The sequence below is a fragment of the Candidatus Centipeda massiliensis genome (assembly GCF_900290285.1).
Lineage (GTDB): Bacteria > Bacillota > Negativicutes > Selenomonadales > Selenomonadaceae > Centipeda > Centipeda massiliensis.
The window spans coordinates 156,636-180,613 of record NZ_LT985755.1 but is presented as its reverse complement, the minus strand read 5'-3'; the positions used below and the strand labels follow the sequence as shown (position 1 = coordinate 180,613).

Below are 23,978 nucleotides of genomic sequence, written 5' to 3'. Positions count from 1 at the left end.
ATACATACAATTATTATGTTAGACTGCCTATTGTGTGATTTCAACAGTAAAATTGTATGTATGACAATATTGTGGGAGATGTCCTATGCCCATCAATTCGTTCGATGATTATCCCATGACATGGCGTCCAGAACGTATCCATCTGCATCCTCCGTTCTACCGTGCGCTTGCCGCGCAGCTTGAACGTGATATCCTCAGCGGACGGCTGTCGCCGCATACAAAACTCCCGCCGCAGCGGGAGCTTGCCGACTACCTCGATCTCAATCTGAGCACGGTGACGCGCGCCTTTCGTCTCTGTACGGACAAGGGGCTGGTCTATGCAGTTATTGGGCGCGGGACGTTTGTCTCGCCGAATGCAGCGTTGTCGAATACAACAGCAGATACGAAAAAGTCTCTTATTGAACTTGGTAGCATTCATCCGTACGATGTGTTCAGCGAGATTCTTGCAGATACCGCACGGGAGATCCTGCGCGGCAGGGAGGCAACGCACCTCTTTGCGCTTCTCGGTGCAGAGGATGAGGAGCGTCATGCGCGGACTGCATGCCGCTGGCTTGCACGTTTTTCTCTCGCGGCAGAGCCGACGAATCTCCTTCTTACTGCTGGCACGCAGAGTGCACTTGCAATCGTACTCACTGCGCTGTTCGATGCAGGGGATCGAATTGCGGTGGACAGGTATACGTATGCGAATTTCATCAACCTTGCAAAACAGCTGAACATCCGACTCATCCCCATCGAGGGGGATGTGGACGGGATGCTGCCGGATGCGCTCGCACAGCAGCATCAGCAGATAAACATCAAGGGTGTCTATCTTATGCCATCCTGCACGAATCCGACCGGTATCGTTATGCCTGAGGAACGGCGCAGGGATATTGCAGCAGTGCTGCGTAAGCACAATATCCTTTTGATTGAGGACGATGCCTACGGCTTTATGGCACGCGAGAACGCTGCGCCTATGACCGTGCTCCTCCCGCGGCAATCCGTTTATCTGCACAGTCTTTCAAAACTTACCTGTCCCGGACTGCGTGTTGCATACATGCTTGTTCCATCGCATTTTAGGCAGCGCATTCGGAGAGCGGCGCGCAGCCTCAGTATGGCGATCCCGCCGCTGAGTGCGGAGATCGCATCAGAGCTGATTGAAAGCGGCGCAGCGGAGCGTATAATGCGGGAGAAATGTCGGATGTCAGAGGAGCGCAATCGCATCTTTCGAGGGATCTTCCCTGCACATACGGGGAATACACGCAGCTTCTTCCAATGGATGCCGCTGCCTGTGGGATGCGGTGGGGCGAATTTTGAGGCGCAGGCACAGCATCGCGGTGTTTGTGTCCTCTCGTCGGATCACTTTGCCGTCGGCAGCGAGGCGGAGCATTCCTTTATCCGTCTTGCTCTCTGCTCGCCGCCAACGAATGAGGAGCTGGCGCGCGGACTGCGGATTGTCCATGATCTGATGGAGGAAAATACGATCCCGCCGCAGACGGAGACATTGATCCTTTAGGAAGAATAAAGGAAGAGAAGGGTGAATTGTCCTCCCTACAATTTTTATCTTGTCATGACGGACGGGCGGTGTTATCGTAACGGCAGAGGTGATATGATGAAAACAATAGGGCTGATCGGTGGTATGAGTTGGGAAAGTACGGTGACATACTATCAGGTCATCAACGAAACGATAAAAAAGCAGCTGGGTGGTCTGCACTCTGCAAAATGTATTCTATACAGTGTTGATTTTGATGAAATCGAGAAATATCAAGCGAGCGGGGAATGGGATAAGAGCGCAGATGTTTTGTCTGAAGCCGCACAAGCATTGGAACGGGCGGGTGCAGATTATATCGTAATCTGCACCAATACGATGCACAAGGTAACACCTGAAATCGGCAGGAGGATTCATATCCCAATCCTGCATATTGCGGACATGACCGCTGTGCAGCTAAAGAAACACGGCATCCGAAAAGTCGGTCTGCTCGGTACGAAATACACTATGCAGCAGGATTTCTATAAAAATATTTTGATCGAACAGGGAATTGAGGTTCTCATTCCAAATGATGCTGGTGTCGATATCGTCAATCGCATTATTTACGATGAACTGTGTCTCGGGAAAATCTTGGAGGAATCCAAAGCCGTATATCTGGACATTATTCATGAACTCGCACGGAACGGGGCGCAGGGCATCATCCTAGGATGTACTGAAATCGGACTTCTTATCCAGCAATCCGATACCGATATTCCACTCTTTGATACCACACTCATTCATGCGAAGCAAGCAGCACTCAAATCACTTGAGCGATAATTTACAGGTACCGATGCAGTAGTTATAATATGTAATATCAACAAGAGAAAGAGCATCCGTTATGCGGAAATGGAAAAGAAATTACTATGCAGGAGCCGAAACGCAGTCTGTCCTTTATGATGATCCTAAGTGCCTTTATGGCATTCGCCTCGCTGTCGACGGACATCTACCTGCCCGCGATGCCCGCAATGCAGGATGACCTCGGTGGTGCAGTAGCCCTGACGATCACGAGCTTCCTCGTTGGCTTTGCCATTGCCCAGCTCGTCTGGGGGCCGATCAGCGATCACATTGGTCGTCGCATGCCGCTCGCGATCGGTGCACTGCTCTTTTTCATCGGATCGGTCGGCTGCGCACTGGCACCCTCGATGGAGGCAGTCATTGGATTCCGTGTGGTGCAGGCGGTCGGTGCATGCGTCGGTCCGATGCTCAGCCGCGCGATGGTGCGTGATCTCTGCACGAGCAGTCAGGCGGCAGCAATGCTCTCGACACTCGTCCTCATCATGGCGGCGGCGCCGATCGTGGGACCACTGCTCGGTGCATTTCTCATGGGCGCCGGTGGTTGGCGCATGGTTTTCTGGCTGATGGCTGCGATTGCCGTACTGCTCTTTTTCTCCGTACATTTCCTGCCGGAGACGCTGCCGCACGAAAAACGCTCTGCCGAGAGCCTCGGTGCGGCATTCAAGAGCTATGGGAGGCTCGTACGGATGAAATTCTTCATGATGAATACCCTCAGCGTGACGTTCTTCTATGTGGCGGTGTATGCTTTCATTACGGAGTCGCCTGTCATCTACATCCGTCACTTCGGTATTGATCCGCAGTACTATGGGCTGTTCTTCGGTGTCAACATCATCGGCGTTGCGGCGGTGAGCTACTTCAACCGCATGTTTGTGACACATTTCTCCCTCTCGCGGCTGCTCAAGGCAGCAACGAGCATTGCCGCACTCTTTTCTCTCTGGCTACTCGCGGATGGACTGACGGGTATGCTCGGTCTGTGGGGGATCGCCATTCCCATGTTCTTGGTATGCAGTACAAATGGTATTATTACCGCGTGCTCCAATGCGGCGGCGCTCTCCAGAGTTCCGGATGAGATCACGGGTTCTGCGGCGGCACTCATCGGCGCACTCCAATACGGCAGCGGCATGATCTCCTCCGCTCTCCTCGCCGTGTTCTCGGACGGCACGCCCGTTGCCATGTGCTGCATCATCACTGGCTTTGTTTTGCTCGCAGCTGTCTTTGCATTCGCGGCAGGAAAATTCGTACGTGCATGATGGAGATAACACCATTCTCCCGTTAGGATAGAGATTTCCATTCGCCCTACCTAGCGTTTGGAATCTCTTTTCTTTTGCAAAGAATCATTAGGCATCTTCCCCTCTCCTGTGTTATAATTTTCTTATATTTGAAACGTGGGAGAGAGCCGTTGTTTGCAAGGATCTATGCTGCGACGATCCTCGGGATAGACGGTCGGATGATCGACGTTGAGGTGGATGTGTCGCCCGGGTTGCCGGGTCTTGAATTTGTGGGGGATTCCACCCTTGGAGAAACTGTCATGTCTTTAACGTTCCATATACTATAAGCATCTGTTGATTCCAAATGAAAAGGGGGGATTATATGTATATGAAGCCCCTGCGCTTGATTCTTCTGCTCCTTGCGCTCGTCCTGCTCGCGGTGTTCGCCTATCGCGCGTATGTGGAGCAGGAGGGACGCGCACGGCTCCTCACGGGAACGGTGGAGGCGACGCGCGTCGAGGTCGGTGTGAAGGAGAGCGGCTATATTGACGAGATCCTCGTGCGCGAGGGGATGGCGGTGCGTGCGGGTGATGTCGCCGCACGCATCGGACGGCGTGATCTCATCGCGGCACGCCTGCGCGATGAGGCGGCGCTCGCCCATGCCCGGACGAATCTCGCGCGTACACAGAGCGGCAGCCGCACAGAGGAGGTTCGTGCAGCCGCGGAGCGTACCCGTGCCGCGCGTGCCGCTACGGATCGTGCGGGCGCCGACTATGCACGCGGTATAGAGCTTCTCACGGCAGGAGCCATCGCACAACAGGCGTTTGATGCCCTGCGTGAGGCGCGTGATACGGCGGATGCGAATCTGCACGCACGCGAGGAGGAGCAGCGGCTGCTGGAGAACGGCAGCCGCCCCGAGGACATCCGAATGGCAGAGGAGGATGTGCGGCGGCAGCAGGCAATCCTCGCGATGGATGATTCCGTGATCGACGACCTCACTATACGCATACCGCGTGATGGTATTGTCCTGACAAAGAACTACGAGGCAGGCGAGTTTGTCCGTGCAGGTGCATCCGTTGCAACCCTCATCGATCCTTCCGATGTCTGGATCAAGATCTATGTGACGACCGATATGCTCGGGAGCATTCATCTCGGCGATTCGGCACGCGTCTACATCGACGGGCAGGCGGAGCCGCTGAGCGGCATTATTGCGGAGATCAGCGACGCGGCGGAGTTCACGCTGCGCCAGAGCATTACGAAGAATGAGCGGGCGAACCTCGTCTTTGGCGTAAAGGTCGCAGTGGATAATACCACGGGCATTCTAAAGCCCGGTATGCCCGCCGATGTGGATCTGGGGGCGCGTCATGGAACGTGAGGCGCGTACGGGTGATGCACCTGTGATCGTAACACATGATCTCACGCGTATCTTTGGCGACTACACCGCCGTCGATCATCTGAACCTCTCCGTGCCGCGCGGTGCGATCTACGGATTCATCGGATCGAACGGCTCAGGAAAGTCCACGGCAATCCGCATGATCTGCGGCATCCTCCCGCCGACAAGCGGCACAGCGTTCGTGCTCGGCTGTGACACGGCGGCGCATCCGGAGCGTGTGCGCCAGTCACTCGGCTATATGTCCCAGCGGTTCAGCCTCTACACGAATATGACGGTGCGCGAGAATATGATGTTCTACGGTGGGCTCTACGGTCTCACGCGCACGGAGCGGCGCACACGCACGGAGGAAGTACTCGTGCGCATGCAGCTCACGGAGAAAGCGGATGTGCTCGCGGGCGGTCTCTCGGGCGGACAGAAACAGCGGCTCGCGCTCGGCTGCGCGATTCTCCACCGCCCCGCACTCCTCGTGCTCGACGAGCCGACGTCTGCCGTTGACCCCACGTCGCGGCGGCTCTTTTGGAATCTGCTCTCGGAGATGGCGGGCACGGAGCGGACGACGATCTTCGTCACGACGCATTTCATGGATGAGGCGGAGCACTGCGATGCGATTGCCTTTCTGCAGCAGGGCAGGAAGATCGCCTCCGGCTCGCCGACGGCGCTGAAGGAGGAACTGCCCGCGCGTCTCTACGTCCTGCCGCAGGAGAGTGCGGAGGCGGGGACGGCGGCGCTGCGGGCGGCAGGCGTGCCCTATGACGAGGTCTATGTGTTCGGTCGGCAGGTGCGTGCGCTCGTCTCGCGGGATGTGACGCTGCCCTCGGCGCTGGGAGCACAGGCGTCCGCGCTGACGATGGAGGATGTCTTTATCTACTACGATCGGCGGCAGAGGGGGTGAGCGGCTTGCGGATTCTGGCGCTTCTCGTCAAGGAGCTCATTCAGATGCGGCGTGACCCCATGACCGTCGGTGTGACCTTTCTCCTGCCGGTCATCTATCTCATCGTGTTCGGCTTTGCCATCCGCACGGATGTGCGGCATCAGTCCACGGTCGTGTTCGATCAGTCGCGGAGCGAGGAGAGCCGCAATTTCCTCGCGGCAATGACGGCAAGCGGCTATTTTGACCTGCGCTACATCGCGTGGAGCTACGATGAGCTGAACGAGCGGATCGAGCGTGGCGATGCAAAGATCGGCATTGTCTTTCCGCCCGATCTTGTACGGGAGGCAAACGCGGGACACACCGTGCCGATTCAGGCGATTGTCGACGCCTCGGACTCCATCGCCTCGACCTCTGCCATCGCCGCCCTGACGGGGCTTGGCATGCAGGTGCAGCCCGTCGCTGTGCGCGGGGCGCCCGTGGCTGCGCCTGCCTACGACGTGCGCATCCGCGCGTGGTACAACCCCGATGCCGTCACCGCCTACTACATGCTGCCCGCACTCATGGGCATCATCCTCACGATCACCATGGTGCTCATGGTCTCCATGTCCATCGTGCGCGAACGCGAGGCGGGCACGCTTGAGCAGCTCCTAGTAACGCCGCTGCATATATGGGAACTGCTCGTCGGCAAGATTCTGCCCTACATCATGCTCGGCTACATCCAGACGACAATCTGCATCCTCGTCGCGCTCGCTATCTTTGGCGTGCCCCTGCGCGGGAGTATCTTGCTCCTCTATACGCTCACGACCCTCTTCCTTCTCGCCTCGCTCACGATGGGGCTCATGATCGCATCGCTCGCGCAGAACCAGCTGCAGGCGGGACTCATGAGCATCGCTACCCTCCTGCCGGGCATCCTCCTATCGGGCTTCATGTTTCCGCGCGAGGCGATGCCAACCTTCTTTCAATACCTCAGCCTCGCCATCCCCATGACGCACTACATCGAGATCCTGCGCATGATCTTCCTCAAGGGCGGCGGCATCACGGCACTCTATCAGCAGAGTGCCTTCCTCGCGCTCTTTACCCTCGTATTCTTCGGCACTGCCGTGCAAAAATTTAAGCGATCAGTACTGTAGGGGCATTTTGTGTTATAATTTTCTTATATTTGAAACGTGGGAGGGAAGGCCGTTGTTTGCAAAGACCTATGGTGCGACGACCCTCGGGATTGATGGACGAATTATCGACGTGGAGGTGGATGTGTCTCCGGGGCTGCCGGGCTTTGAGCTGGTGGGGCTTCCCGATACGTCGGTGAAGGAGTCGAAGGAGCGTGTGCGCACAGCAATCCGCAATTCTGGTATTCAGGTGCGGCAGGAGCGGGTGACGGTGAATCTTGCACCCGCCGATGTGCGCAAGGACAGCTCGGGGCTTGATCTGCCGATTGCGGTTGGTCTCCTTGCATCCTACGGTATGGTTCCCGAGGTGGCGGTACAGAGTGCACTTTTCTCAGCGGAGCTTTCTCTCGATGGAAACTGCCGTCCGATCAGCGGTATTCTCCCAATGGCAATCACGGCGCGGGAACATGGGCTCACAGAGTTCTACGTTGCTCCCTCCAATGCAGATGAGGCACTTCTTATTGACGGACTGAATGTCTATGCAGTCGAAACACTAGCACAGCTTGTGCGTCATCTGACGGGAACGGAAACGCTGACTCCTGCTGTGCCGAGGCAGATCGAAACGCTAAAGGATGCAGCCTTCACAGATGACTTTGCGGACGTGCAGGGGCAGTATCAGGCGAAGCGTGCGCTTGAGATTGCAGCGGCGGGAGGGCATAATGTTCTGATGGTCGGTGTGCCCGGCTCGGGCAAGACGATGCTGGCGCGCCGCATGAGTTCGATCTTGCCGGAGCTGACGAAGGAAGAAGCCATCGAGATTACGAAGATTTACAGCATCTCGGGGCTGCTGGGTAAAGATACAGGGCTTGTGACGACGCGCCCCTTCCGCAGTCCGCATCATACATCCTCGACGGTGGCGATGATCGGCGGCGGGAGCATCCCGCGTCCGGGTGAGGTGACACTTGCGCATCACGGCGTGCTCTTTCTCGACGAGCTTCCGGAGTTCAGCAAGAAGACGCTTGAGGTGCTGCGCGAGCCGATTGAGGATCGCCAGATTACCGTGTCGCGTGCGAATGCGACGCTGACCTTTCCCTCCAGTATCATTTTGGTAGCGGCAATGAACGCAGTAACGTCAATAACGATACAATGTAATGATAGACGAAATGCTGCCTAACTTTTCAGGATGAAGCAAGAGTGTCCTGATCGTGGTTCTTGCCAGCATCGTATGGAAATCAGAGGAAAAGGGGAAGAGCTGCGCGGTTATGTGATATAATGATATGAGTGAATAGGAGGGATTATGATGCAGAAGCCTGTATTTACAATGGAGCATATCGTTGCGAAGGTAAAACCACTTGCTAATAAATACCGTGTGAAAGAAATTTATTTGTTTGGCTCATATGCGAGAGGTGAAGCAGACGAAAATAGTGATTTGGATTTTTTGGTTTACGGTGGAGAAAAGTTTAAGCGAACGATGATTTTTGCTCTGGCAGAGGATTTGCGAGAGACGTTAGAGAAAAAAGTAGATGTTTTTGAGATCGGTGAAGTCAACCCGGACAGTAATTTCTACAAAACAATTATGAAAGAAAAGGTTTTGGTGGCATGAAGTATTCCGATCGACAAAGAGTTCAAAAGATATATGACTATGCCGCTCGCCTGCAGGAATATATCCTAAAAAATAGCATTGAAAAAGAAGCACTGATGACACAGCTGCCGTTGCAGTGGCTTGTCACAACGCCGCTATATAATATGGGGGAGCATAGCCATAATTTGACCCCGGAGTATAAAGCGAAACATAGTGAGATTCCATGGGCGATGATCGCAGGCTTGCGGCATCGTCTTGTGCATGATTATGATGGAACAAACTGGAATATTATAGCGGAAGTCGTTTTTGAAGAACTACCAATCTTGATAAGACAGTTAGAGACGTGTTTGACGGAAAAAGAGAATACGGATGCTGTATGACAGCAAATGACAATTCTCTAGAAAATTGTATCATCACATAAAAATGACTGCTACATAAGGATATGTACCTTGTGCAGCAGTCATTTTCTTATGGAATCACCCATGTGCAGAGCTCTCTTCTGCAGATTCTGCATCCGCTTCATTCGGGAGAAGATTGCTGATGTAGGGCGTGCGCCCTGAGAGCACATCGTCATAGAATCCCTGCTTCCAGTCGATGTAGTCGATGGATGCTTGGACAGCAGTGAGCCGATCGACGAGTTCCGCACGCTTGCCTGCAAGGATTTCTTTGCGCTCTGGGATGGTGGGGACGCCGCCGAGGCAGAGTGCGAGGTATTCCTTCATTTCGGCGAGACTCATGCCGCAGTTTCTGAGGCAGGTAAGGCTTTTCAGCCATCCAATATCGTGATTGTCGAAAATACGGTGATTGTGTGCATCACGCTTGACGTTCGGCAGAAGCCCCTGATTGCAGTAGAATTTCAGCGTCTCATAGCTCATTCCTGTCGCTTCACAGGCGTCCTTCATTGTATACATGATTTTCCTCCAAAAAATTTCAAAAAGGGCTTGCGCGGTAGCTGCTACCGCCTGTTATGATAGCATTGTACTACGGATGGCAGGGCAGGGCAAGTCCTCTCCGAGGAGATCTGTTTTAGGAGGATGATATCATGCGAACACAGTATGCTTTGACGGCAGCACTTTTGGTGAGTCTATTTATGGGGAGTGTCGAGGCACTGAGCCGTCCCGTGACAATCGAGGATCAAGGCAGCTTTATGGCGGGCGGCGTGACAATTACCGCGCCCGGCGTATACAAGGACAGCGAACCGACGAACTACGACGGTGAGACACTGCACGGCGATGCTGCCTATGTGTTCTGGCAGCGTCCCGTAAAGGCGAAGAAGAACGCGCTCATTTTCCTGCACGGCTACGGACAGTCGGGCAAGACGTGGGAGACGACACCCGACGGGCGCGACGGCTTCCAGAACATCTTCCTCGCAAAGGGGTGGGCGACCTACATCGTGGATGAACCGCGCCGCGGGCGTGCAGGACAGTCGACCGTGCCCGCAGAGCTCAAAGCACAGCCGCAGGATCAACTCTGGTTCAACAACTTCCGCATCGGGCAGTACCCGATGATCTTCGATGGCATGGCGTTCCCGCGCGACGAGGAGTCGCTGCGGCAGTTCTTCCATCAGATGACACCCGACACGGGAAAATTCGATGTGGAGGTTGTCGCAAAGGCAATGGAGGCGGTCATTGACCATACGGGCGATAATGTCCTCATCACGCACTCGGCGGGCGGCGGTCCGGGGTGGCTCGCGGCGATTCGCAGTCCCAAAGTGAAGGGCGTGATCGCTCTCGAACCGGGTACGTTCCCGTTCCCGCCGGGCGAGGTGCCTGTGGTTGAGGAGACAACAAGCCCGTTCCCCGCGCGCGGAATGGAGGTGACGGCGGAGGAGTTCGAGGCTCTTCTGAAAACGCCGATGGTCGTCTATTTCGGCGACAAGATCCCGACGGGCGATAAGCCGTACGAAATCTGGGGGCTCGACAACTGGCGCACGCGGCTGAACCTCGCAAGCCGCTGGGCGGAGGTCGTGCGGACACATGGCGGCGATGCGGAGATTATCGTTCTGCCCGATGTTGGCATCAAAGGAAACACGCACTTCCTCATGTCCGACCTCAACAACGCAGAGGTCGCGGCGGAGATGGAGCGATGGATGCACGAGAAGGGCTTGGATAAAAAGTAATAATCATTTGGGGATTTGGGAAAGGAAGTTTTACCAATGAAAAAATCAATCATGAAATCAGCACTTTTGATGTCTCTCGGACTCTTTGCATTCGGGGGCGGCGGTGCCTCGGCGAGCGAGAGCAAGCGTCCGAACGAGAATCCGTTCGGGCTCGTCTATCAGGGCGCACTGACGGAGAATGTCACGGGCAAGGTGAACATCCGCCCCGTAACGTACGAAGTGGAGGGCATCGAGGTTGCCGCGAATCTCTACCTTCCCGCAGACTACGATGAAACGAGCGACAAGAAATATGCTGCCGTGACCGTGGCGCATCCCAACGGCGCGAGCAAGGAGCAGGTGGCAGGGCTGTATGCACAGCGACTGGCGGAGCTTGGATACATCGCCCTTGCCTGCGATGCACGCTATCAGGGCGCGAGCGGCGGCACGCCGAGACTGAGGGACTATCCCTCGAACCGCATCGAGGATGTCAGCGGCATGGTGGACTATCTCTCGCAGCTGCCGAAGGTGGACAAGACCCGCATCGGTGCGCTCGGCATTTGCGGTGGCGGCGGCTATACACTCGCGGCGGCGCAGACCGACAAGCGCATCAAGGCGGTTGCCGCGCTGTCGATGTTCAACTCTGGCAGGGTGCGTCGGAACGGTTTCCAGGATGCGGACATCAAGGGCATCCAGACACGTCTGCAAAAGGCAGCGGATGCACGGGAGAAGGAGCTCGCAGGGGAAATTGTCTATGAGGGATTCCTCCCGCCGAACGCCACCGATGAACAGCTCCGCGCCAAGATGGCGGAGCTTCCCGAAAACATGCTCTATCGCGACGGCATCGAATACTACGGCCTCTCCCACCGTCATCCGAACGCTACGGGAATCTACACCACCGAATCCTTTATGAAGCTCATGGCGTTTGATGTGGAGGATCGTATGGAGCTGATCAATCAGCCCCTCCTGATGATTGCAGGCGAGAAGGCGGACACCCTCTATATGACGAAGGATGTCTTTGCCAAGGCGACCGGCACGGAAAACAAAGAGCTTTTCCTGATTCCGAGCGCGAGCCACATCCGTACCTACTGGGTGCCTGAGTACGTGGATCAGGCGGTAGCGCAGCTCCAGATGTTCTACGCAAAGAATCTTTGATGGAATGAGATGATGTCAATGAAAAAGGGCAAGAGCTTTATCGCGGCGGCGACTATGTCGCTCGGCCTCACTGTCGGCTCCGCATGGGCAATGCCGCTTCCCCTCGGCACAGATATATCGGATCGCTTTCATGGGACGGTACACAAAAATGACCTCATTGCCACCGATGAGACATACAACCTTCCGCAGACGAATGTGATTTCCTTTGAAGCCGGCAGTTACAGCGGCTGGCACGTGCACGGGGCGATGACCGTCATCGGCATCGCAGGGACGGGACTTTATCAGGAGTGGGGCAAGGAGGCGGTTCTGATTCGTCCCGGGGATGTGGTGAATATTCCCGCAGGAGTGCCGCATTTCCACGGCGCGGCAAAGGATGCCGCGTTCCAGCAGTTCGTCATCTATGACAGCACATGGAAAGCGCCCGAAGGACACGCGGCACATACCGGCGCGCTCACCGAGGAGCAGTACGAGGAGGCGAATGAGAACGCCGCCGCCCCAAGCGCAATGCAGAACAATGACAGCGAGTTTTGGTTTGGCACTGGGATGACGGAGCTGACAACGCCCAATTTCAACTCTGCGGTATACCTCAGAAAGATTCTGGGTACGCCGAATGCCGCAAATTCGCCCGAGTGGGTCTATGTTGCCTTTCCTGCAGGAACGTACAACCGCTGGCACAGTCACAAAACGGGGCAGGTGCTCATTGCGACCGACGGCATCGGCTATCATCAGATCAAGGGCGGTGCGTTGGAGGTTCTGCATCCGGGGGATGTGGTTTTCTGTCCGCCCAATGTCGTTCATTGGCACGGTGCATCTCCCACAAGCAAATTCGCCCACATCGCGATCAGTCCGCAGGATAATCACGATGTTACATGGTACGATTTCCCTACGGCGGAATATGAGGCAATCGTATCCGAATGATTCCGTAAAAAGGAGAATAACGAATGAAAACAGCACGAACAAAAAAGACGTTCCTGTCGCTGATTTCGCTCGGTCTGCTCATGTGCATGCCCTTTTCCGAGGGGCAGGTATTTGCCGCAGATGGAATGAAGGCAAATACGGTTCGCATGGAGCAGGGCGATTTCCTTGCGGGACCCGGCCTTGCTGTGGCATCGACCGAGAGCGGTCTGGTGCAGGGCTATGTGCGCAAGGGCATCTACACCTATCACGGCGTTCCCTATGCCGAGGCAAAGGAGCGTTTCGTCCGCGCCGAGCGCGTAACGCCGTGGCAGGGGGTACGTCTCGCGTTTGACTACGGAGCGATTGCGCCGCAGGAAAAGGGCGGTTTTCTGAATACGACATGGGAAGACCCCGCGCGTGAGTTCCCGATGGACAACAACTGCTAGAATCTCAACATCTGGACACCCGGCATCGCGGACGGCAAGAACCGCCCCGTCATGGTCTGGCTGCATGGCGGCGGGTTCTCCGCAGGTTCGTCTGCTGAGATTCCCGCCTATGACGGTGCCAATCTCAGCCGTGAGGGCGACGTTGTCGTTGTTTCCGTTAATCATCGTCTGAATGTGCTCGGACATTTCGACCTCTCCGCCTATGGGGAGAAATACCGCAATGCGGACAATGTCGGTATCTATGACCTCGTTGACGCGCTACGCTGGGTGCGGGACAACATCGCACAATTCGGCGGTGATCCTGCAAACGTCACGATCTTTGGTGAGTCGGGCGGCGGTGCAAAAGTACTCGCACTGATGACAACCCCATATGCAAAGGGGCTGTTCCACAAGGGCATCGTCGAAAGCGGTGCGGCTCCGACCATGGGACCGGTATTCATGCCAAAAGAAGCGGCAGCGCGTGTGACGGAGCTGACGCTGGAAAAACTCGGCATTACGGCAGAACGCATTGAGGAGATTCAGACCATTCCCTATGAGCATCTCACGACAGCATCGAATGAGGCACTCAAACAAGCAGGGGAGGAATTCAAGGTTCCACAGGCACTCGGAACAGGCTATGGTATGAGCTGGGAGCCGGTGATTGACGGCGACTTCATGCCGACGAATCCTGTGACGGCAGACGGCTTTGCCGCCGCAGGGAAGGACATCCCACTGCTCATTGGTTCAAATCGGACGGAGTGGACGAATTTCTCCGACATCATGCAGATGGAGAGAGCACAGTCCGACAACAAGAATACCTGGAGCACAGAGGAAGTTGACCGCCGTCTGAGGGACGCATACGGCGATAAGGCGGAGAAAATCGCGGCGGCATTCCTGCGCGCTTATCCGCAGAAGAAACGCGCAGATGCACTCTATGTCGACACGATGATCCGCCTGCCGATCAAAGAGATCATGGATCACAAGGCAATGCAGGGCGGCGCACCTGTCTACGCCTATCTCTTCGCGTGGGATTCGCCGATGATGGGCGGAGTCTATATGTCCTATCACACGGCAGAGATTCCCTTTGTATTTCACAACATTGACTGCGCGGAGAAAAGCATCGGCGGAAGCGCGGAGGCAGAGAAACTCGAAGCGCAGATGAGCCGCGCTTGGATTCATTTCGCCCGCACGGGAAAACCCGAAGCGCCCGGCATGCCGAATTGGGATGCCTATACACTGCAAGGAGGCGCAACCATGATGTTTGACGCTGATACGAAGCTCGTACATCACCACGATGCAGAATTATTGAAACTGCTCGCACCTGCGCAATAGATTTGGCAAAGAAAACATATGGGAATCGAATGAAATGGAGGTCATGACATGAGAACCCTATTGACAATCCTGATGACGACGATGATGATGCTGCTGACAGCGTGCGGCGGAGGCAATGCGCAAACGGGCGCAGATACTTCTGCACAGAAAGAAACACAGACGTCAGCATCTGCACGAAGCGATCAGCGTGTCCTTGTCGTGTACTTCTCGCGCGCCGACGAAAACACAGGTGGTGTTGGCTACATCGAGAAGGGAAACACAAAGATTCTTGCAGAGATGATCGCCGAACGCACGCACGGTGACCTCTTTGAAATCAAGACCGTCAAGCCGTATCCGAAGGAATACCGTCCCGCGACGGAAGCCGCCAAGCAAGAGAAGGAAGAAAACGCCCGTCCTGAAATCGTCGGCGAGCTGCCCGATCTCAGCAAGTACGATGTCGTCTTTCTCGGTTATCCGATCTGGTGGAGCGACATGCCGATGCCTGTCTACACCTTCCTCGATCGGGAGAATTTCGCGGGCAAGATCATCCTGCCGTTCTGCACACATGAAGGGAGCGGGCTCTCTGGTACGCAGCGGTCGATTGCGGACGTGACAAAGGCGGATGTCAGGGAGGGCTTTGCACTCCAGGGACATATCGCGCAGAAGTCGCCCGAGGAGGCGCGGACGGCACTTTATGAATGGATGTCGAAACAAGGATATTAAGGAGGATTTCAAATGGCAGTGGAAAATGTAAAACTCAATAATGGTGTAATGATGCCGCTTGAGGGCTTCGGCGTGTTCCAGATTCCCGACCTTGCAGAGTGTGAGCGCGTGACCATCGAGGCGATTCGGCAGGGCTACCGGCTGATCGACACGGCGGCAGCATATCAGAACGAGGAGGCGGTGGGTGCGGCGATTGCAAAGTCGGGTGTGCCGCGTGAGGAACTGTTCATCACAACGAAGCTCTGGGTGCAGGATATCTCCTATGAGGCGGCGGGTACGGCGTTTGAGCGTTCCCTGCAAAAACTCAGGTTGGACTATCTCGATCTCTACCTCATTCATCAGCCGATGGGGGATTTCTTCGGCGCGTGGCGGCGGCTCGAGGAGCTGCACCGCGCGGGGAAGATTCGGGCGATCGGCGTGTCGAACTTCTATCCTGCCGTGCTTGCGAACTTCTGTGAGACGGTGGAGATAAAGCCAATGGTGAATCAGGTGGAGCTGCATCCGTTCTTTCAGCAGGAGGCGGCACTCGCGACGATGAAGGAGTACGGTGTCGTGCCGCAGGCATGGGGACCGCTCGCCGAGGGCAAACACGGCATCTTTACGCATCCCGTACTGACGAAGATCGGGGAGAAGTACGGAAAGACGGCGGCGCAGGTGGCACTCCGCTGGAATACGCAGCGTGGCGTGTCGATCCTGCCGAAGTCCGTGCGTGCTGAGCGCATCGCGGTAAATCTCGATATCTGGGACTTTGCGCTGAATGAGGCGGAGATGGCAGAGATCGCAAAACTCGACCTCGGGCACAGCGAGATCGTCAACCACGACGACCCTGCGTTTGTGAAATGGCTGCACGAGCGCAGGATTCACGATTGAGGCATAGCGAAGAATAGCAATGAGGGAACGTAGTGGTGACGGTATGCGGCTTTTCGTCTGCGGCATCATTGCAGCAGCGGCGGCTATGCTGTGCTTCGGCAGCTGTTTATCCTTTGCGCGGGAGGCAGAAAACATACAGACCGGCACCGATGCAGAGGAGGAGATGAGCGTGTTTTCAGCAGAGTCCCGCGTGGAGGATGTGGCAAGGGCACTCCTGTTTGCACCGTACGGTCGGCTGCTCTTTCCCGTACAGAGCGGGTACATGGATGGCGATACGCTCGGCAGTCTGCGCCTGGCATGGTATTCTCACATCTCGCCTGCGCGAACCGTGGCAGTTGTGAATCGGCTTGCGGCAGACGCAGCGGCGGGGCATCGGATTTTCTATCCGATCTACACAGAGGAGGAGATGCGGCGCGACCCCGCGAAGCGTGATACAGGGCTGTTTTTCTTTCGTGGGCGAACGGGAGCGCCTGTCGCCGTCGTGAGTGCGGGCGGCGGATTTGCCTATGTGGGGGCGATGCAGGACAGTTTTCCACATGCGCTCGTCCTCTCTGAGCGCGGAGTGAACGCCTTTGCACTGATCTATCGACCGCGTGCGCAGACGGCGTGCGAAGATCTTTCACGCGCGGTTGCCTTTCTCCACGAATATGCGGCAGGACTGGGCGTTGACATGCGTGGTTACTCCCTCTGGGGCGGCTCGGCGGGAGCGCGTATGGCAGCGTGGGTCGGTTCGCATGGAACGGAGGCATTTGGACAGCGTTCATATCCGCGTCCTGCCGCCGTCATTATGCAGTATACGGACTTGTCGGAGGTCTATGGTACAGAGCCGCCGACATACAGCTGTGTCGGGACGGCCGATGGCATTGCCTCATGGCAGACGATGCAGCGGCGTACACAGGCGATCCGCAGAAACGGACAGGCGGCAGAGATCGAAGTGTTTGAAGGTCTGCCGCATGGCTTCGGGCTTGGTGAGGGCACTGCTGCCGAAGGATGGCTGAACCGTGCCGCAGATTTTTGGATAGCACAAAGATAAAATGAGGAGGCAACGGTATGAATATACTGTTTATCAACGGCAGTCCGAACAGAGACGGAAATACGGCAGCTCTTGCAGCGAGGTTTCTGCAAGGGCACACCTATGAGACGCTGAATCTTACGGACTATCGGATCAATGTTTATGGACAGGAGCTGCCAGGCGATCAATTCTCTGAGGTGCTTGCAAAGATAAGGGTAGCCGATCGCATTGTCATCGGCTCACCTCTCTACTGGCACAATATTTGTGGCTCCGTCCGCACGCTGCTGGAGCGCTTCTACGGTCCTGTGGAGACAAACAGTCTCTCCGGGCAGCTCGTGTTCCTATTTCAGGGGGCGGCACCTGAGAAATGGATGATGGAGGCAGGCGAATATACAATGCGCCGTTTTGCTGATCTCTACGGATTGACGTATCTCGGCATGGTGACATCGGTACGCGAGGCAGATGTGCTTGCGGCGAAGATCGGCTAAGAATATTTTAGAATCAAAAACCTCGGACTGAGAATAGGCAGTCCGAGGTTTTTACATAAGAACTCCGTTGCGGTGATCCATTTCATGTTGACTGATTTATGTCGTAAAGCTGAAGAAAAAATGTTAACTTTATTGACATAACATCAGATTTTTAATGAATATAAGTAGGGATATTACTTATATGAGCATCTTAGGTGATAATATAGAAAATATTGTAGAGTTAATCATGCAACAAAGATTATTGATGAAAATATAAAAGCAATAAAACAGTCGATGAGTACATAAATATTTGATAAAATGAGATCATAATTGAAAGAGGTGACAAAAAATGCCAACAGATTTCGATAGAACCTTGTTTTTTGACAATATCTCCTATTTGATAAAGAAGCATGATCTAAAAATAGGTGAGATTGAGAACAGTGCAGGAGTTAGTGCCGGATATATTTCTCGTGCCAGCAAGGACGAAAAGTCAAAGCCGGGGGTCGAGTTTGTAATGAAGATCGCAGAGTTGCTGCAGATCAATGTCGACACTTTACTGCGGGCAGATTTGACAAATGCTACGCCGACCGAGAAGTATCTTATGTCGTTCTTGGGCAAGCTCAATAGTGATACCGTCGCAGATAGACTTAATTGGATTCGGGAACCGAAGGTAGAGTTAAATCGGATACAGGCCGATGAATATGGTGATACTGGGCATCCACTATTCAAATTGCGTACATACGATGCGCCCAATGATTATGATGGCTCGATCGAAGAAGTTACACAGGTTGTCTTTGCGTCACATAATTTTGATTACCAGACGGGGATACATAAGGATTGTTATTCCTTACGAATGAAGAACGGTACACTTTTGCATTTGATGAATATTTTTAAAGTGTACTCATCTATTTCGGATCCTGATACCTTTGCGATAGAAATTTGGATGACTCCGCCGAAAGCGGAAGCTCAGTTTCTTTGCGACAACAAGGGAGAAGTTACAATTTCCAGCCTTATTGATGGTCTATATACGACCGTCAGTGAAAATATGAGACATCCCAAAATTGATAAGAACTTACAGTATGTGATTGATGCATTCATGCAGAATGACTTGGAAGATGATCCCCCAGTGTTCGACGAAGATGATATCCCCTTTTGAGGAGGTTCCTAGTGTATGAAGATACAAATTCGTAGCCTATGCAGCGACTGTGCCAATCCTCCACGCTTCTGCGATGCAATCCTTGAAGAGGATGAGCAAATTTATCTGGTTCGCAAGGATCAGAAAACAAATCGGTATGTCAAAATCCTTTGGGAAGATGTCGTTTACCAAGTGAATAAATTGAAACCACGAAACATGAAGCTACCGCAACATGCCCCGTAAATAACGTGGAGCTAACCGCCGGAGTTATCTGATTCAGCCATAAGGCTAAATGGATAACTCCGGCGGTTTTTTATTTGTCAAAAACTCGCGGCCTTCAATTGTAATTAAGGTAGGAGAGGGGAAGTCTTTTTGAGGAGGAGAGAATAATGAGGTCGTAAATTCTTATATCAAGTGATTCAGTTTAAAACCTCAAAGCCTTGAGATGGCCATTAAAGGCGGCGGGAACATACGAAGACCACATTGCAAAAAAATGCAATGAATACGGCACTTCGATGTCCCACCGTTTACCGCTATGTCCATTTTTAGGTAATTGCGGCCGGTGTACGTCAAGTGCATCGGCCTTCGTTGTATCCCGCTGACCTTGTCTTGTCAGAAAGGATACGACGATGAAAGAATTTATTTTAATGGAAGTCACTGCTGAGACAATTCGTGATTATGGTATTTTCCGCAATGAAGTTGAGTGGTGTCGGATCGGTAATCGTAGGGTACAGGCCGTGAAAGTCTTAGCTACATACGAGGTCTTCACGTTCTATAAACGTTCAGTATTACGTGAACAACAGCAAGAATGTCGAGCAAAGTATTCGTGTATATACAAGAATCGCAAGAATATGTGCGACCACAACTGCGAGAGTTGTACACATCCTGTGTACCGAGAATCGTGGATTGGTGTTGTGAAAGAAGAAATATTCATTTCAGAGTCGCTGGAGACTACTTGCATAAAGAGGCTGCTGATTGAAGCACTCATCACTGAAGTCAATAAACTTGCTCCGATGGATCAGCTCCTCCTTAAATTAATTGGCGAAGCTGTGTCGGAACGTGAGATTGCAAGAATTATGGGTGGGAGATCAAAGACGGCTATCCACAAGAGGAAAGAAAAACTCTTCGTGATGCTCCGAAAAAAACTTGAAAATACGGTGACCATTAAGCCCCGTTCTGTCTGCACCCTAGTGAAAGGGGGAAAGCAGAATGTGAGGTAAAACTCACAGTTGATTTTCCGGCGATTAGACAGATTGCCGTCAATTCCGAGAAACGGAATCAGTTGAAAGGTGGTACTGAAAGCAAACATCTGAGATTTTCAAAAAATATTTTGAAATAAGGTGACCAAATGATCACATTCTGTCTGCACCCTAGTGAAAGGGGGGAAGCAGAATGTGAGTTAAAATTCACAGCTAATCTTCTGGCAATCAGACAGATTGCCAAACTGCCGAAAGAAATTCTGTTTATGAAAGGGACTAATGAATATGATTCATGTGAACGAAATCTCCAAAATGCTGCGTGAGGCAGCAGATGCACTTGAAGCTGCAATCCCGCAGCTTGAAAAACCAAACGAAGGTGTGCGGCTCGAAGATGTCCGTATTGTTCTCGTCCGTAAGAGTACGGAGGGAAAACGCGAGGCGGTCAAGGATCTTATCACAAAGTATGGAGCGGAGCGTCTGAGCGACATCTCACCCGATGCCTTCGTTGCTCTTCTCCGGGAAGCGGAGGCACTCTGATGGGGGCGCACGCACTGCTCTCACCGTCGGCGGCGCATCGGTGGATACGCTGTCCACCGTCTGCTTGCCTTGAGCGCGAGTTTCCATCTTCGTCGAGCGAAGCCGCCGCTGAAGGGACAGCGGCGCATGCGCTCTGTGAGCACAAGCTGCGTAAGTTTCTAAAACTGCGCAGCAAACGACCGCACTCGGATTTCGAGGACGATGAGATGGACCGCTGTTCCGATGCGTATGTTTCATTCGTGCAGGAGCAGATGGGAGACATCCCGTCCCCGATGGTGCTGGTTGAGCAGCGGCTCGATCTCACACGCTATGTCCCGGAAGCATTCGGGACGGCGGACTGCATCATTGTCGGCGGGGATATGCTCCATGTCATTGACTTCAAGTATGGCATGGGCGTGCTTGTGGAGGCGGAGCACAATCCGCAGATGATGCTCTACGCGCTCGGTGCATTGGAACTTCTCGACGGAATCTATGATATCCAGACGATCTCCATGAGCATCTTCCAACCACGCAGGGAGAATGTATGCACATGGTCACTCCCCAAAGAAGAGCTTCTGCGTTGGGCGAGGGACGATCTTGTGGAGAAAGCGCGTCTCGCCTATATGGGTGAGGGAGAATACCGCGCCGGCGAATGGTGTACATTCTGCCGTGCAGCTGTTCGGTGCAGGGCGCGTGCGGAGGAGAAACTACGGCTTGCCAAAGAGGAGTTCAAGTATCCACCGCTTATTACGGACGAGGAGATTGAGGACGTTCTCGGAGAAATCCCGGAACTCATCAAGTGGGCAAATGCCATCCTCGCCTATGCGACGGATGCGGCGGTCAACCACGGCAAGGTGTGGATGGGCTTCAAGATTGTGGAGGGGCGTTCCGTCCGCAGGTATAAGGATGAGGATGTCGTTGCAAGGGAGGCAGAATCGGCAGGGTATACGGACATCTTCGATAAGAAACTCATTTCACTGACCCAGATGGAAAGGTTGATGGGAAAGAAAGCATTTACAGATATTCTTGACGGTCTTATCGAAAAGCCGCCCGGAAAGCCGACCCTCGTCCCGGTATCGGACAAGCGTCCGGCGATTCATACAGGCAGTGCTCAGTCAGAATTCACAGCGATTACGGAGGTACATTAACATGGCAATGAAAAACAACAACACGAAGGTTATCACAGGCAAGGTTCGTCTCTCCTATGCACATGTGTGGGAGCCGGTATCCATCAATGGCGGTGAGGAGAAATACTCCGTCAGCCTTATCATTCCGAAATCGGACACCAAGACGATCAAGGACATTCAAGCGGCGGTGGATGCTGCCATCGACGCAGGACTCGGCAAGTTCGGTGGAAAGAAGCCGAACAAGGCCTCGATCAAGCTGCCGCTGCGCGACGGCGATGTTGAGCGTCCCGATGACGAAAACTACAAGGATGCATACTTCATCAATGCAAATGCGCGGACGGCTCCGCAGATCGTGAACCGCAAGGTTCAGCCAATTTTGGATCGCGATGAGGTGTACTCCGGCTGCTATGCGCGTGTGAGCATTACGCTCTATGCATTCAACTCCAACGGGAACAAGGGCATCGCCTGCGGACTCGGGAACATCCAGAAACTCGAGGATGGCGACCCCCTCGGCGGGCGTTCATCGGCAGCATCGGATTTTGAGAGCCTTGACGGCGATGACGAGGATTTCCTCAGCTGACCAATCGGATTTTGCAGGAATGGGCGGCGGCGTAAGCCGCTGCCTGTTTTTATGGGAGAAGATAGATGAAATCCATCAGTATCGATATTGAGACATTTTCAAGCGTACCGCTTGCCAAGGCGGGCGTATATAAGTATGCGGAATCGGAGGATTTTGAAATCCTGTTGTTCGGATATTCTGTGGATAGAGGAGAAGTGCAGATTGTGGATCTTGCGAATGGGGAAGAGATCCCGAAAGAGATTCTTGCGGCACTGACGGATGAGTTTGTAAGGAAATGGACATTCAATGCCATGTTTGAGCGTGTGTGCCTTTCACGACATCTAGGCATTCACCTGAAACCAAACGCATGGCGTTGCTCGATGATCTGGGCGGCGACACTTGGATTGCCGTTATCTCTAAAAGACGTAGGGGCTGTGCTGCGGCTTGATCGGCAGAAGTTGGAGGAGGGGAAAGACCTCATACGGTATTTCTGTGTCCCGTGCAAGGCGACCAAGAGCAACGGCGGCAGGACACGCAATCTTCCTATGGACGCCTCGGAAAAGTGGGAACTGTTTAAGGCATACAACAAACGAGACGTGGAAACGGAGATGGAAATTCAAGCACGGCTACAGAAATTTCCCGTATCGGAGAGTGAGTGGGAGAACTACGTCATCGACCAAGAAATCAATGACCGTGGAATTTCGGTAGATACCACATTTGTCTCACAGGCGATTCGTTGCGATGAGCGCAGCAAGGTAATTTGTCTTGAGCGGGCGCAGAATCTCACTGGTCTTGCAAATCCGAACTCTTCGCTGCAGCTTATGGACTGGCTGCGCGGGAAAGGACTCTCGGTGGAATCTCTTGCAAAAAGCGAAGTGAGCAAAATGCTCAAAACGGCCGTGGGAGACGTGCGGGAGGTATTGGAACTTCGGCAGCGGCTTGCCAAGACGAGTGTAAAGAAATATATGGCGATGGAAGCAGTCACGGGAGCGGATCACCGTGCGCGTGGATTGTTTCAGTTTTATGGCGCGAGCAGGACGGGGCGTTTTGCTGGCCGGCTCATTCAGTTACAGAATCTGCCCCAAAACCATCTCGCGCAACTGAAGGAGGTTCGCACCCTTGTCAAAAACGGTGATTTCGACCTTCTGGATATGCTCTATGACAGCACCTCGGATGTGCTCTCTCAGCTTATTCGTACCTCGTTTGTACCACGCCCCGGCTGCCGTTTCATTGTTGCCGACTACGCTGCCATCGAAGCAAGAGTCCTCGCATGGCTTGCGGGGGAGCAGTGGGTGCTCGACGTGTTCCGAAAGCATGGGGACATTTACTGTGAAACGGCATCTCGGATGTTTCACTGCAAGGTCGAAAAGCATGGCGAGAATGCAGATCTGCGCCAGAAAGGAAAGCAGGCGGTTTTGAGTTGTGGATACGGCGGCTCCGTCGGTGCTCTTATTGCGATGGGCGCGGTCGAGTCCGGCATGAAGGAGGAGGAACTTCAACCGCTCGTGGATTTGTGGCGTGCATCGAATCCACATATCGTGCAATTCTGGTGGGATGTGGATCGTGCCGTCAAGACCTGTGTGAAACGGCGCGTTGAAGTAGAAACACATGGCATTCGTTGTGCGTATAAGAGCGGCGTTTTGTTTATACGATTGCCGAGCGGCAGAGAACTCGCGTATGTGAAGCCGCGCATCGGAGAGAATCGATTCGGTGGGGAATCCGTCACCTATGAAGGCCTTGGTATGACAAAGAAGTGGGAGCGGATTGAAACCTTCGGCGGGAAACTTGTTGAGAATATTACACAGGCAACAGCTCGTGATCTGCTTGTTTTTGCAATGAAACAGCTTCGAAACAGGGGATTTGACATTGTGATGCACGTTCATGATGAAATCGTGCTCGAAGTGCCGCATGGAGTCTCCTCGGTTGAAGAGATATGCTCCATCATGGCAGAGAATCCACCGTGGGCGAAGGGGTTGCCGCTCAAAGCGGACGGGTATGAGTGTGAGTACTATCGGAAAGACTGAAAAA

The 23,978-nt window shown here is 53.8% G+C and carries 24 protein-coding genes and 2 pseudogenes; 25 read left to right on the top strand and 1 reads right to left on the bottom strand.

Features of this window, described 5'->3' with window-relative positions:
• Window positions 1–85: 85 nt before the first annotated feature.
• The 10 genes and pseudogenes from C8273_RS06775 to C8273_RS06730 all read left to right on the top strand — a co-directional run bounded on the left by C8273_RS06775 (window position 86) and on the right by C8273_RS06730 (window position 8,839).
• Window positions 86–1,492, top strand: a complete 1,407-nt coding sequence (locus C8273_RS06775) for an aminotransferase-like domain-containing protein (RefSeq protein ID WP_106626993.1) — start codon at window positions 86–88, stop codon at window positions 1,490–1,492.
• 54 nt (window positions 1,493–1,546) lie between these two features.
• On the top strand, window positions 1,547–2,281 hold the full coding sequence (locus C8273_RS06770; RefSeq protein WP_325050989.1) for an aspartate/glutamate racemase family protein: 735 nt from the start codon (window positions 1,547–1,549) through the stop codon (window positions 2,279–2,281).
• Between the two features lie 86 nt (window positions 2,282–2,367).
• Window positions 2,368–3,549 (top strand): multidrug effflux MFS transporter, encoded by a 1,182-nt coding sequence (locus tag C8273_RS06765; RefSeq protein ID WP_106626992.1) that lies wholly within the window; start codon window positions 2,368–2,370, stop codon window positions 3,547–3,549.
• A gap of 149 nt (window positions 3,550–3,698) precedes the next feature.
• Window positions 3,699–3,803: pseudogene (locus C8273_RS13485) on the top strand (magnesium chelatase domain-containing protein); the annotation flags it as partial.
• An 86-nt stretch (window positions 3,804–3,889) separates the two neighbouring features.
• Window positions 3,890–4,882 (top strand): HlyD family secretion protein, encoded by a 993-nt coding sequence (locus C8273_RS06755; protein WP_106626990.1) that lies wholly within the window; start codon window positions 3,890–3,892, stop codon window positions 4,880–4,882.
• On the top strand, window positions 4,872–5,792 hold the full coding sequence (locus C8273_RS06750; RefSeq protein WP_106626989.1) for an ABC transporter ATP-binding protein: 921 nt from the start codon (window positions 4,872–4,874) through the stop codon (window positions 5,790–5,792). Before C8273_RS06755 ends, C8273_RS06750 begins: the two co-directional genes overlap by 11 nt.
• Window positions 5,789–6,901: an ABC transporter permease gene (locus C8273_RS06745; RefSeq protein ID WP_106626988.1), complete on the top strand. Its 1,113-nt coding sequence runs from the start codon at window positions 5,789–5,791 to the stop codon at window positions 6,899–6,901. Before C8273_RS06750 ends, C8273_RS06745 begins: the two co-directional genes overlap by 4 nt.
• Before the next feature lie 52 nt (window positions 6,902–6,953).
• Window positions 6,954–8,051: a YifB family Mg chelatase-like AAA ATPase gene (locus tag C8273_RS06740; RefSeq protein ID WP_106626987.1), complete on the top strand. Its 1,098-nt coding sequence runs from the start codon at window positions 6,954–6,956 to the stop codon at window positions 8,049–8,051.
• A gap of 123 nt (window positions 8,052–8,174) precedes the next feature.
• Entirely contained in the window at window positions 8,175–8,480 is a 306-nt protein-coding gene (locus tag C8273_RS06735; protein ID WP_106626986.1) for a nucleotidyltransferase family protein, read from the top strand.
• The gene (locus C8273_RS06730) at window positions 8,477–8,839 is read left to right on the top strand and encodes a HepT-like ribonuclease domain-containing protein (RefSeq protein WP_106626985.1); all 363 of its coding nucleotides are present in this window, start codon (window positions 8,477–8,479) and stop codon (window positions 8,837–8,839) included. Before C8273_RS06735 ends, C8273_RS06730 begins: the two co-directional genes overlap by 4 nt.
• 96 nt (window positions 8,840–8,935) lie before the next feature.
• On the opposite strand, the gene C8273_RS06725 is transcribed toward C8273_RS06730, so the two are convergent.
• Window positions 8,936–9,370: a MerR family transcriptional regulator gene (locus C8273_RS06725; RefSeq protein ID WP_106626984.1), complete on the bottom strand. Its 435-nt coding sequence runs from the start codon at window positions 9,368–9,370 to the stop codon at window positions 8,936–8,938.
• Between the two features lie 131 nt (window positions 9,371–9,501).
• Here C8273_RS06725 and C8273_RS06720 point away from each other — a divergent pair, with 131 nt between their 5' ends.
• The 15 genes and pseudogenes from C8273_RS06720 (at window position 9,502) to C8273_RS06650 (ending at window position 23,974) form a co-directional block, all read left to right on the top strand.
• The gene (locus C8273_RS06720) at window positions 9,502–10,578 is read left to right on the top strand and encodes an alpha/beta hydrolase (protein WP_106626983.1); all 1,077 of its coding nucleotides are present in this window, start codon (window positions 9,502–9,504) and stop codon (window positions 10,576–10,578) included.
• Between the two features lie 36 nt (window positions 10,579–10,614).
• A complete protein-coding gene (locus tag C8273_RS06715) occupies window positions 10,615–11,709 on the top strand; it encodes an alpha/beta hydrolase (RefSeq protein ID WP_106626982.1) in 1,095 nt (364 codons plus the stop codon).
• A gap of 12 nt (window positions 11,710–11,721) precedes the next feature.
• Window positions 11,722–12,627, top strand: a complete 906-nt coding sequence (locus C8273_RS12735) for a cupin domain-containing protein (protein WP_199821021.1) — start codon at window positions 11,722–11,724, stop codon at window positions 12,625–12,627.
• 23 nt (window positions 12,628–12,650) lie between these two features.
• A pseudogene (locus C8273_RS06705) lies at window positions 12,651–14,363 on the top strand (carboxylesterase/lipase family protein).
• Window positions 14,364–14,411: 48 nt separating this feature from the next.
• Complete coding sequence (locus tag C8273_RS06700; RefSeq protein WP_106626981.1) at window positions 14,412–15,065, top strand: flavodoxin; 654 nt, start codon at window positions 14,412–14,414, stop codon at window positions 15,063–15,065.
• A gap of 12 nt (window positions 15,066–15,077) precedes the next feature.
• Window positions 15,078–15,935: an aldo/keto reductase gene (locus tag C8273_RS06695; RefSeq protein WP_106626980.1), complete on the top strand. Its 858-nt coding sequence runs from the start codon at window positions 15,078–15,080 to the stop codon at window positions 15,933–15,935.
• A gap of 19 nt (window positions 15,936–15,954) precedes the next feature.
• Entirely contained in the window at window positions 15,955–16,968 is a 1,014-nt protein-coding gene (locus C8273_RS06690) for an alpha/beta hydrolase (protein ID WP_199821019.1), read from the top strand.
• A gap of 17 nt (window positions 16,969–16,985) precedes the next feature.
• Window positions 16,986–17,435, top strand: coding sequence for a flavodoxin family protein (locus tag C8273_RS06685; RefSeq protein ID WP_106626979.1), 450 nt, complete (start codon window positions 16,986–16,988; stop codon window positions 17,433–17,435).
• Window positions 17,436–17,763: 328 nt separating this feature from the next.
• The gene (locus C8273_RS06680; RefSeq protein WP_106626978.1) at window positions 17,764–18,570 is read left to right on the top strand and encodes a helix-turn-helix domain-containing protein; all 807 of its coding nucleotides are present in this window, start codon (window positions 17,764–17,766) and stop codon (window positions 18,568–18,570) included.
• A 15-nt stretch (window positions 18,571–18,585) separates the two neighbouring features.
• Window positions 18,586–18,792: a hypothetical protein gene (locus C8273_RS06675; RefSeq protein WP_037349552.1), complete on the top strand. Its 207-nt coding sequence runs from the start codon at window positions 18,586–18,588 to the stop codon at window positions 18,790–18,792.
• A 386-nt stretch (window positions 18,793–19,178) separates the two neighbouring features.
• On the top strand, window positions 19,179–19,769 hold the full coding sequence (locus C8273_RS06670; protein ID WP_106626977.1) for a hypothetical protein: 591 nt from the start codon (window positions 19,179–19,181) through the stop codon (window positions 19,767–19,769).
• Window positions 19,770–20,033: 264 nt separating this feature from the next.
• Window positions 20,034–20,285 (top strand): hypothetical protein, encoded by a 252-nt coding sequence (locus C8273_RS06665; protein ID WP_102494058.1) that lies wholly within the window; start codon window positions 20,034–20,036, stop codon window positions 20,283–20,285.
• Entirely contained in the window at window positions 20,285–21,412 is a 1,128-nt protein-coding gene (locus C8273_RS06660; protein WP_106626976.1) for a DUF2800 domain-containing protein, read from the top strand. The genes C8273_RS06665 and C8273_RS06660 overlap by 1 nt, the downstream gene beginning before the upstream one ends.
• A gap of 1 nt (window position 21,413) precedes the next feature.
• Complete coding sequence (locus C8273_RS06655; RefSeq protein ID WP_106626975.1) at window positions 21,414–21,971, top strand: DUF2815 family protein; 558 nt, start codon at window positions 21,414–21,416, stop codon at window positions 21,969–21,971.
• 65 nt (window positions 21,972–22,036) lie between these two features.
• Window positions 22,037–23,974 carry a DNA polymerase gene (locus tag C8273_RS06650; RefSeq protein WP_106626974.1) on the top strand — a complete coding sequence of 646 codons (1,938 nt, stop codon included), beginning with the start codon at window positions 22,037–22,039 and terminating at the stop codon, window positions 23,972–23,974.
• The last annotated feature ends 4 nt before the right edge of the window (window positions 23,975–23,978 follow it).

Coding starts and splice junctions, on each gene's coding strand:
- C8273_RS06675 (WP_037349552.1), top strand. CDS start 18,586: ATGAAGATACAAATTCGTAGCCTATGCAGCGACTGTGCCAATCCTCCA.
- C8273_RS06770 (WP_325050989.1), top strand. CDS start 1,547: ATGACGGACGGGCGGTGTTATCGTAACGGCAGAGGTGATATGATGAAA.
- C8273_RS12735 (WP_199821021.1), top strand. CDS start 11,722: ATGTCAATGAAAAAGGGCAAGAGCTTTATCGCGGCGGCGACTATGTCG.
- C8273_RS06735 (WP_106626986.1), top strand. CDS start 8,175: ATGATGCAGAAGCCTGTATTTACAATGGAGCATATCGTTGCGAAGGTA.
- C8273_RS06685 (WP_106626979.1), top strand. CDS start 16,986: ATGAATATACTGTTTATCAACGGCAGTCCGAACAGAGACGGAAATACG.
- C8273_RS06660 (WP_106626976.1), top strand. CDS start 20,285: ATGGGGGCGCACGCACTGCTCTCACCGTCGGCGGCGCATCGGTGGATA.
- C8273_RS06750 (WP_106626989.1), top strand. CDS start 4,872: ATGGAACGTGAGGCGCGTACGGGTGATGCACCTGTGATCGTAACACAT.
- C8273_RS06665 (WP_102494058.1), top strand. CDS start 20,034: ATGATTCATGTGAACGAAATCTCCAAAATGCTGCGTGAGGCAGCAGAT.
- C8273_RS06725 (WP_106626984.1), bottom strand. CDS start 9,370: ATGTATACAATGAAGGACGCCTGTGAAGCGACAGGAATGAGCTATGAG.
- C8273_RS06690 (WP_199821019.1), top strand. CDS start 15,955: ATGAGGGAACGTAGTGGTGACGGTATGCGGCTTTTCGTCTGCGGCATC.
- C8273_RS06765 (WP_106626992.1), top strand. CDS start 2,368: ATGCAGGAGCCGAAACGCAGTCTGTCCTTTATGATGATCCTAAGTGCC.
- C8273_RS06700 (WP_106626981.1), top strand. CDS start 14,412: ATGAGAACCCTATTGACAATCCTGATGACGACGATGATGATGCTGCTG.
- C8273_RS06775 (WP_106626993.1), top strand. CDS start 86: ATGCCCATCAATTCGTTCGATGATTATCCCATGACATGGCGTCCAGAA.
- C8273_RS06650 (WP_106626974.1), top strand. CDS start 22,037: ATGAAATCCATCAGTATCGATATTGAGACATTTTCAAGCGTACCGCTT.
- C8273_RS06755 (WP_106626990.1), top strand. CDS start 3,890: ATGTATATGAAGCCCCTGCGCTTGATTCTTCTGCTCCTTGCGCTCGTC.
- C8273_RS06720 (WP_106626983.1), top strand. CDS start 9,502: ATGCGAACACAGTATGCTTTGACGGCAGCACTTTTGGTGAGTCTATTT.
- C8273_RS06680 (WP_106626978.1), top strand. CDS start 17,764: ATGCCAACAGATTTCGATAGAACCTTGTTTTTTGACAATATCTCCTAT.
- C8273_RS06715 (WP_106626982.1), top strand. CDS start 10,615: ATGAAAAAATCAATCATGAAATCAGCACTTTTGATGTCTCTCGGACTC.
- C8273_RS06730 (WP_106626985.1), top strand. CDS start 8,477: ATGAAGTATTCCGATCGACAAAGAGTTCAAAAGATATATGACTATGCC.
- C8273_RS06695 (WP_106626980.1), top strand. CDS start 15,078: ATGGCAGTGGAAAATGTAAAACTCAATAATGGTGTAATGATGCCGCTT.
- C8273_RS06655 (WP_106626975.1), top strand. CDS start 21,414: ATGGCAATGAAAAACAACAACACGAAGGTTATCACAGGCAAGGTTCGT.
- C8273_RS06670 (WP_106626977.1), top strand. CDS start 19,179: ATGAAAGAATTTATTTTAATGGAAGTCACTGCTGAGACAATTCGTGAT.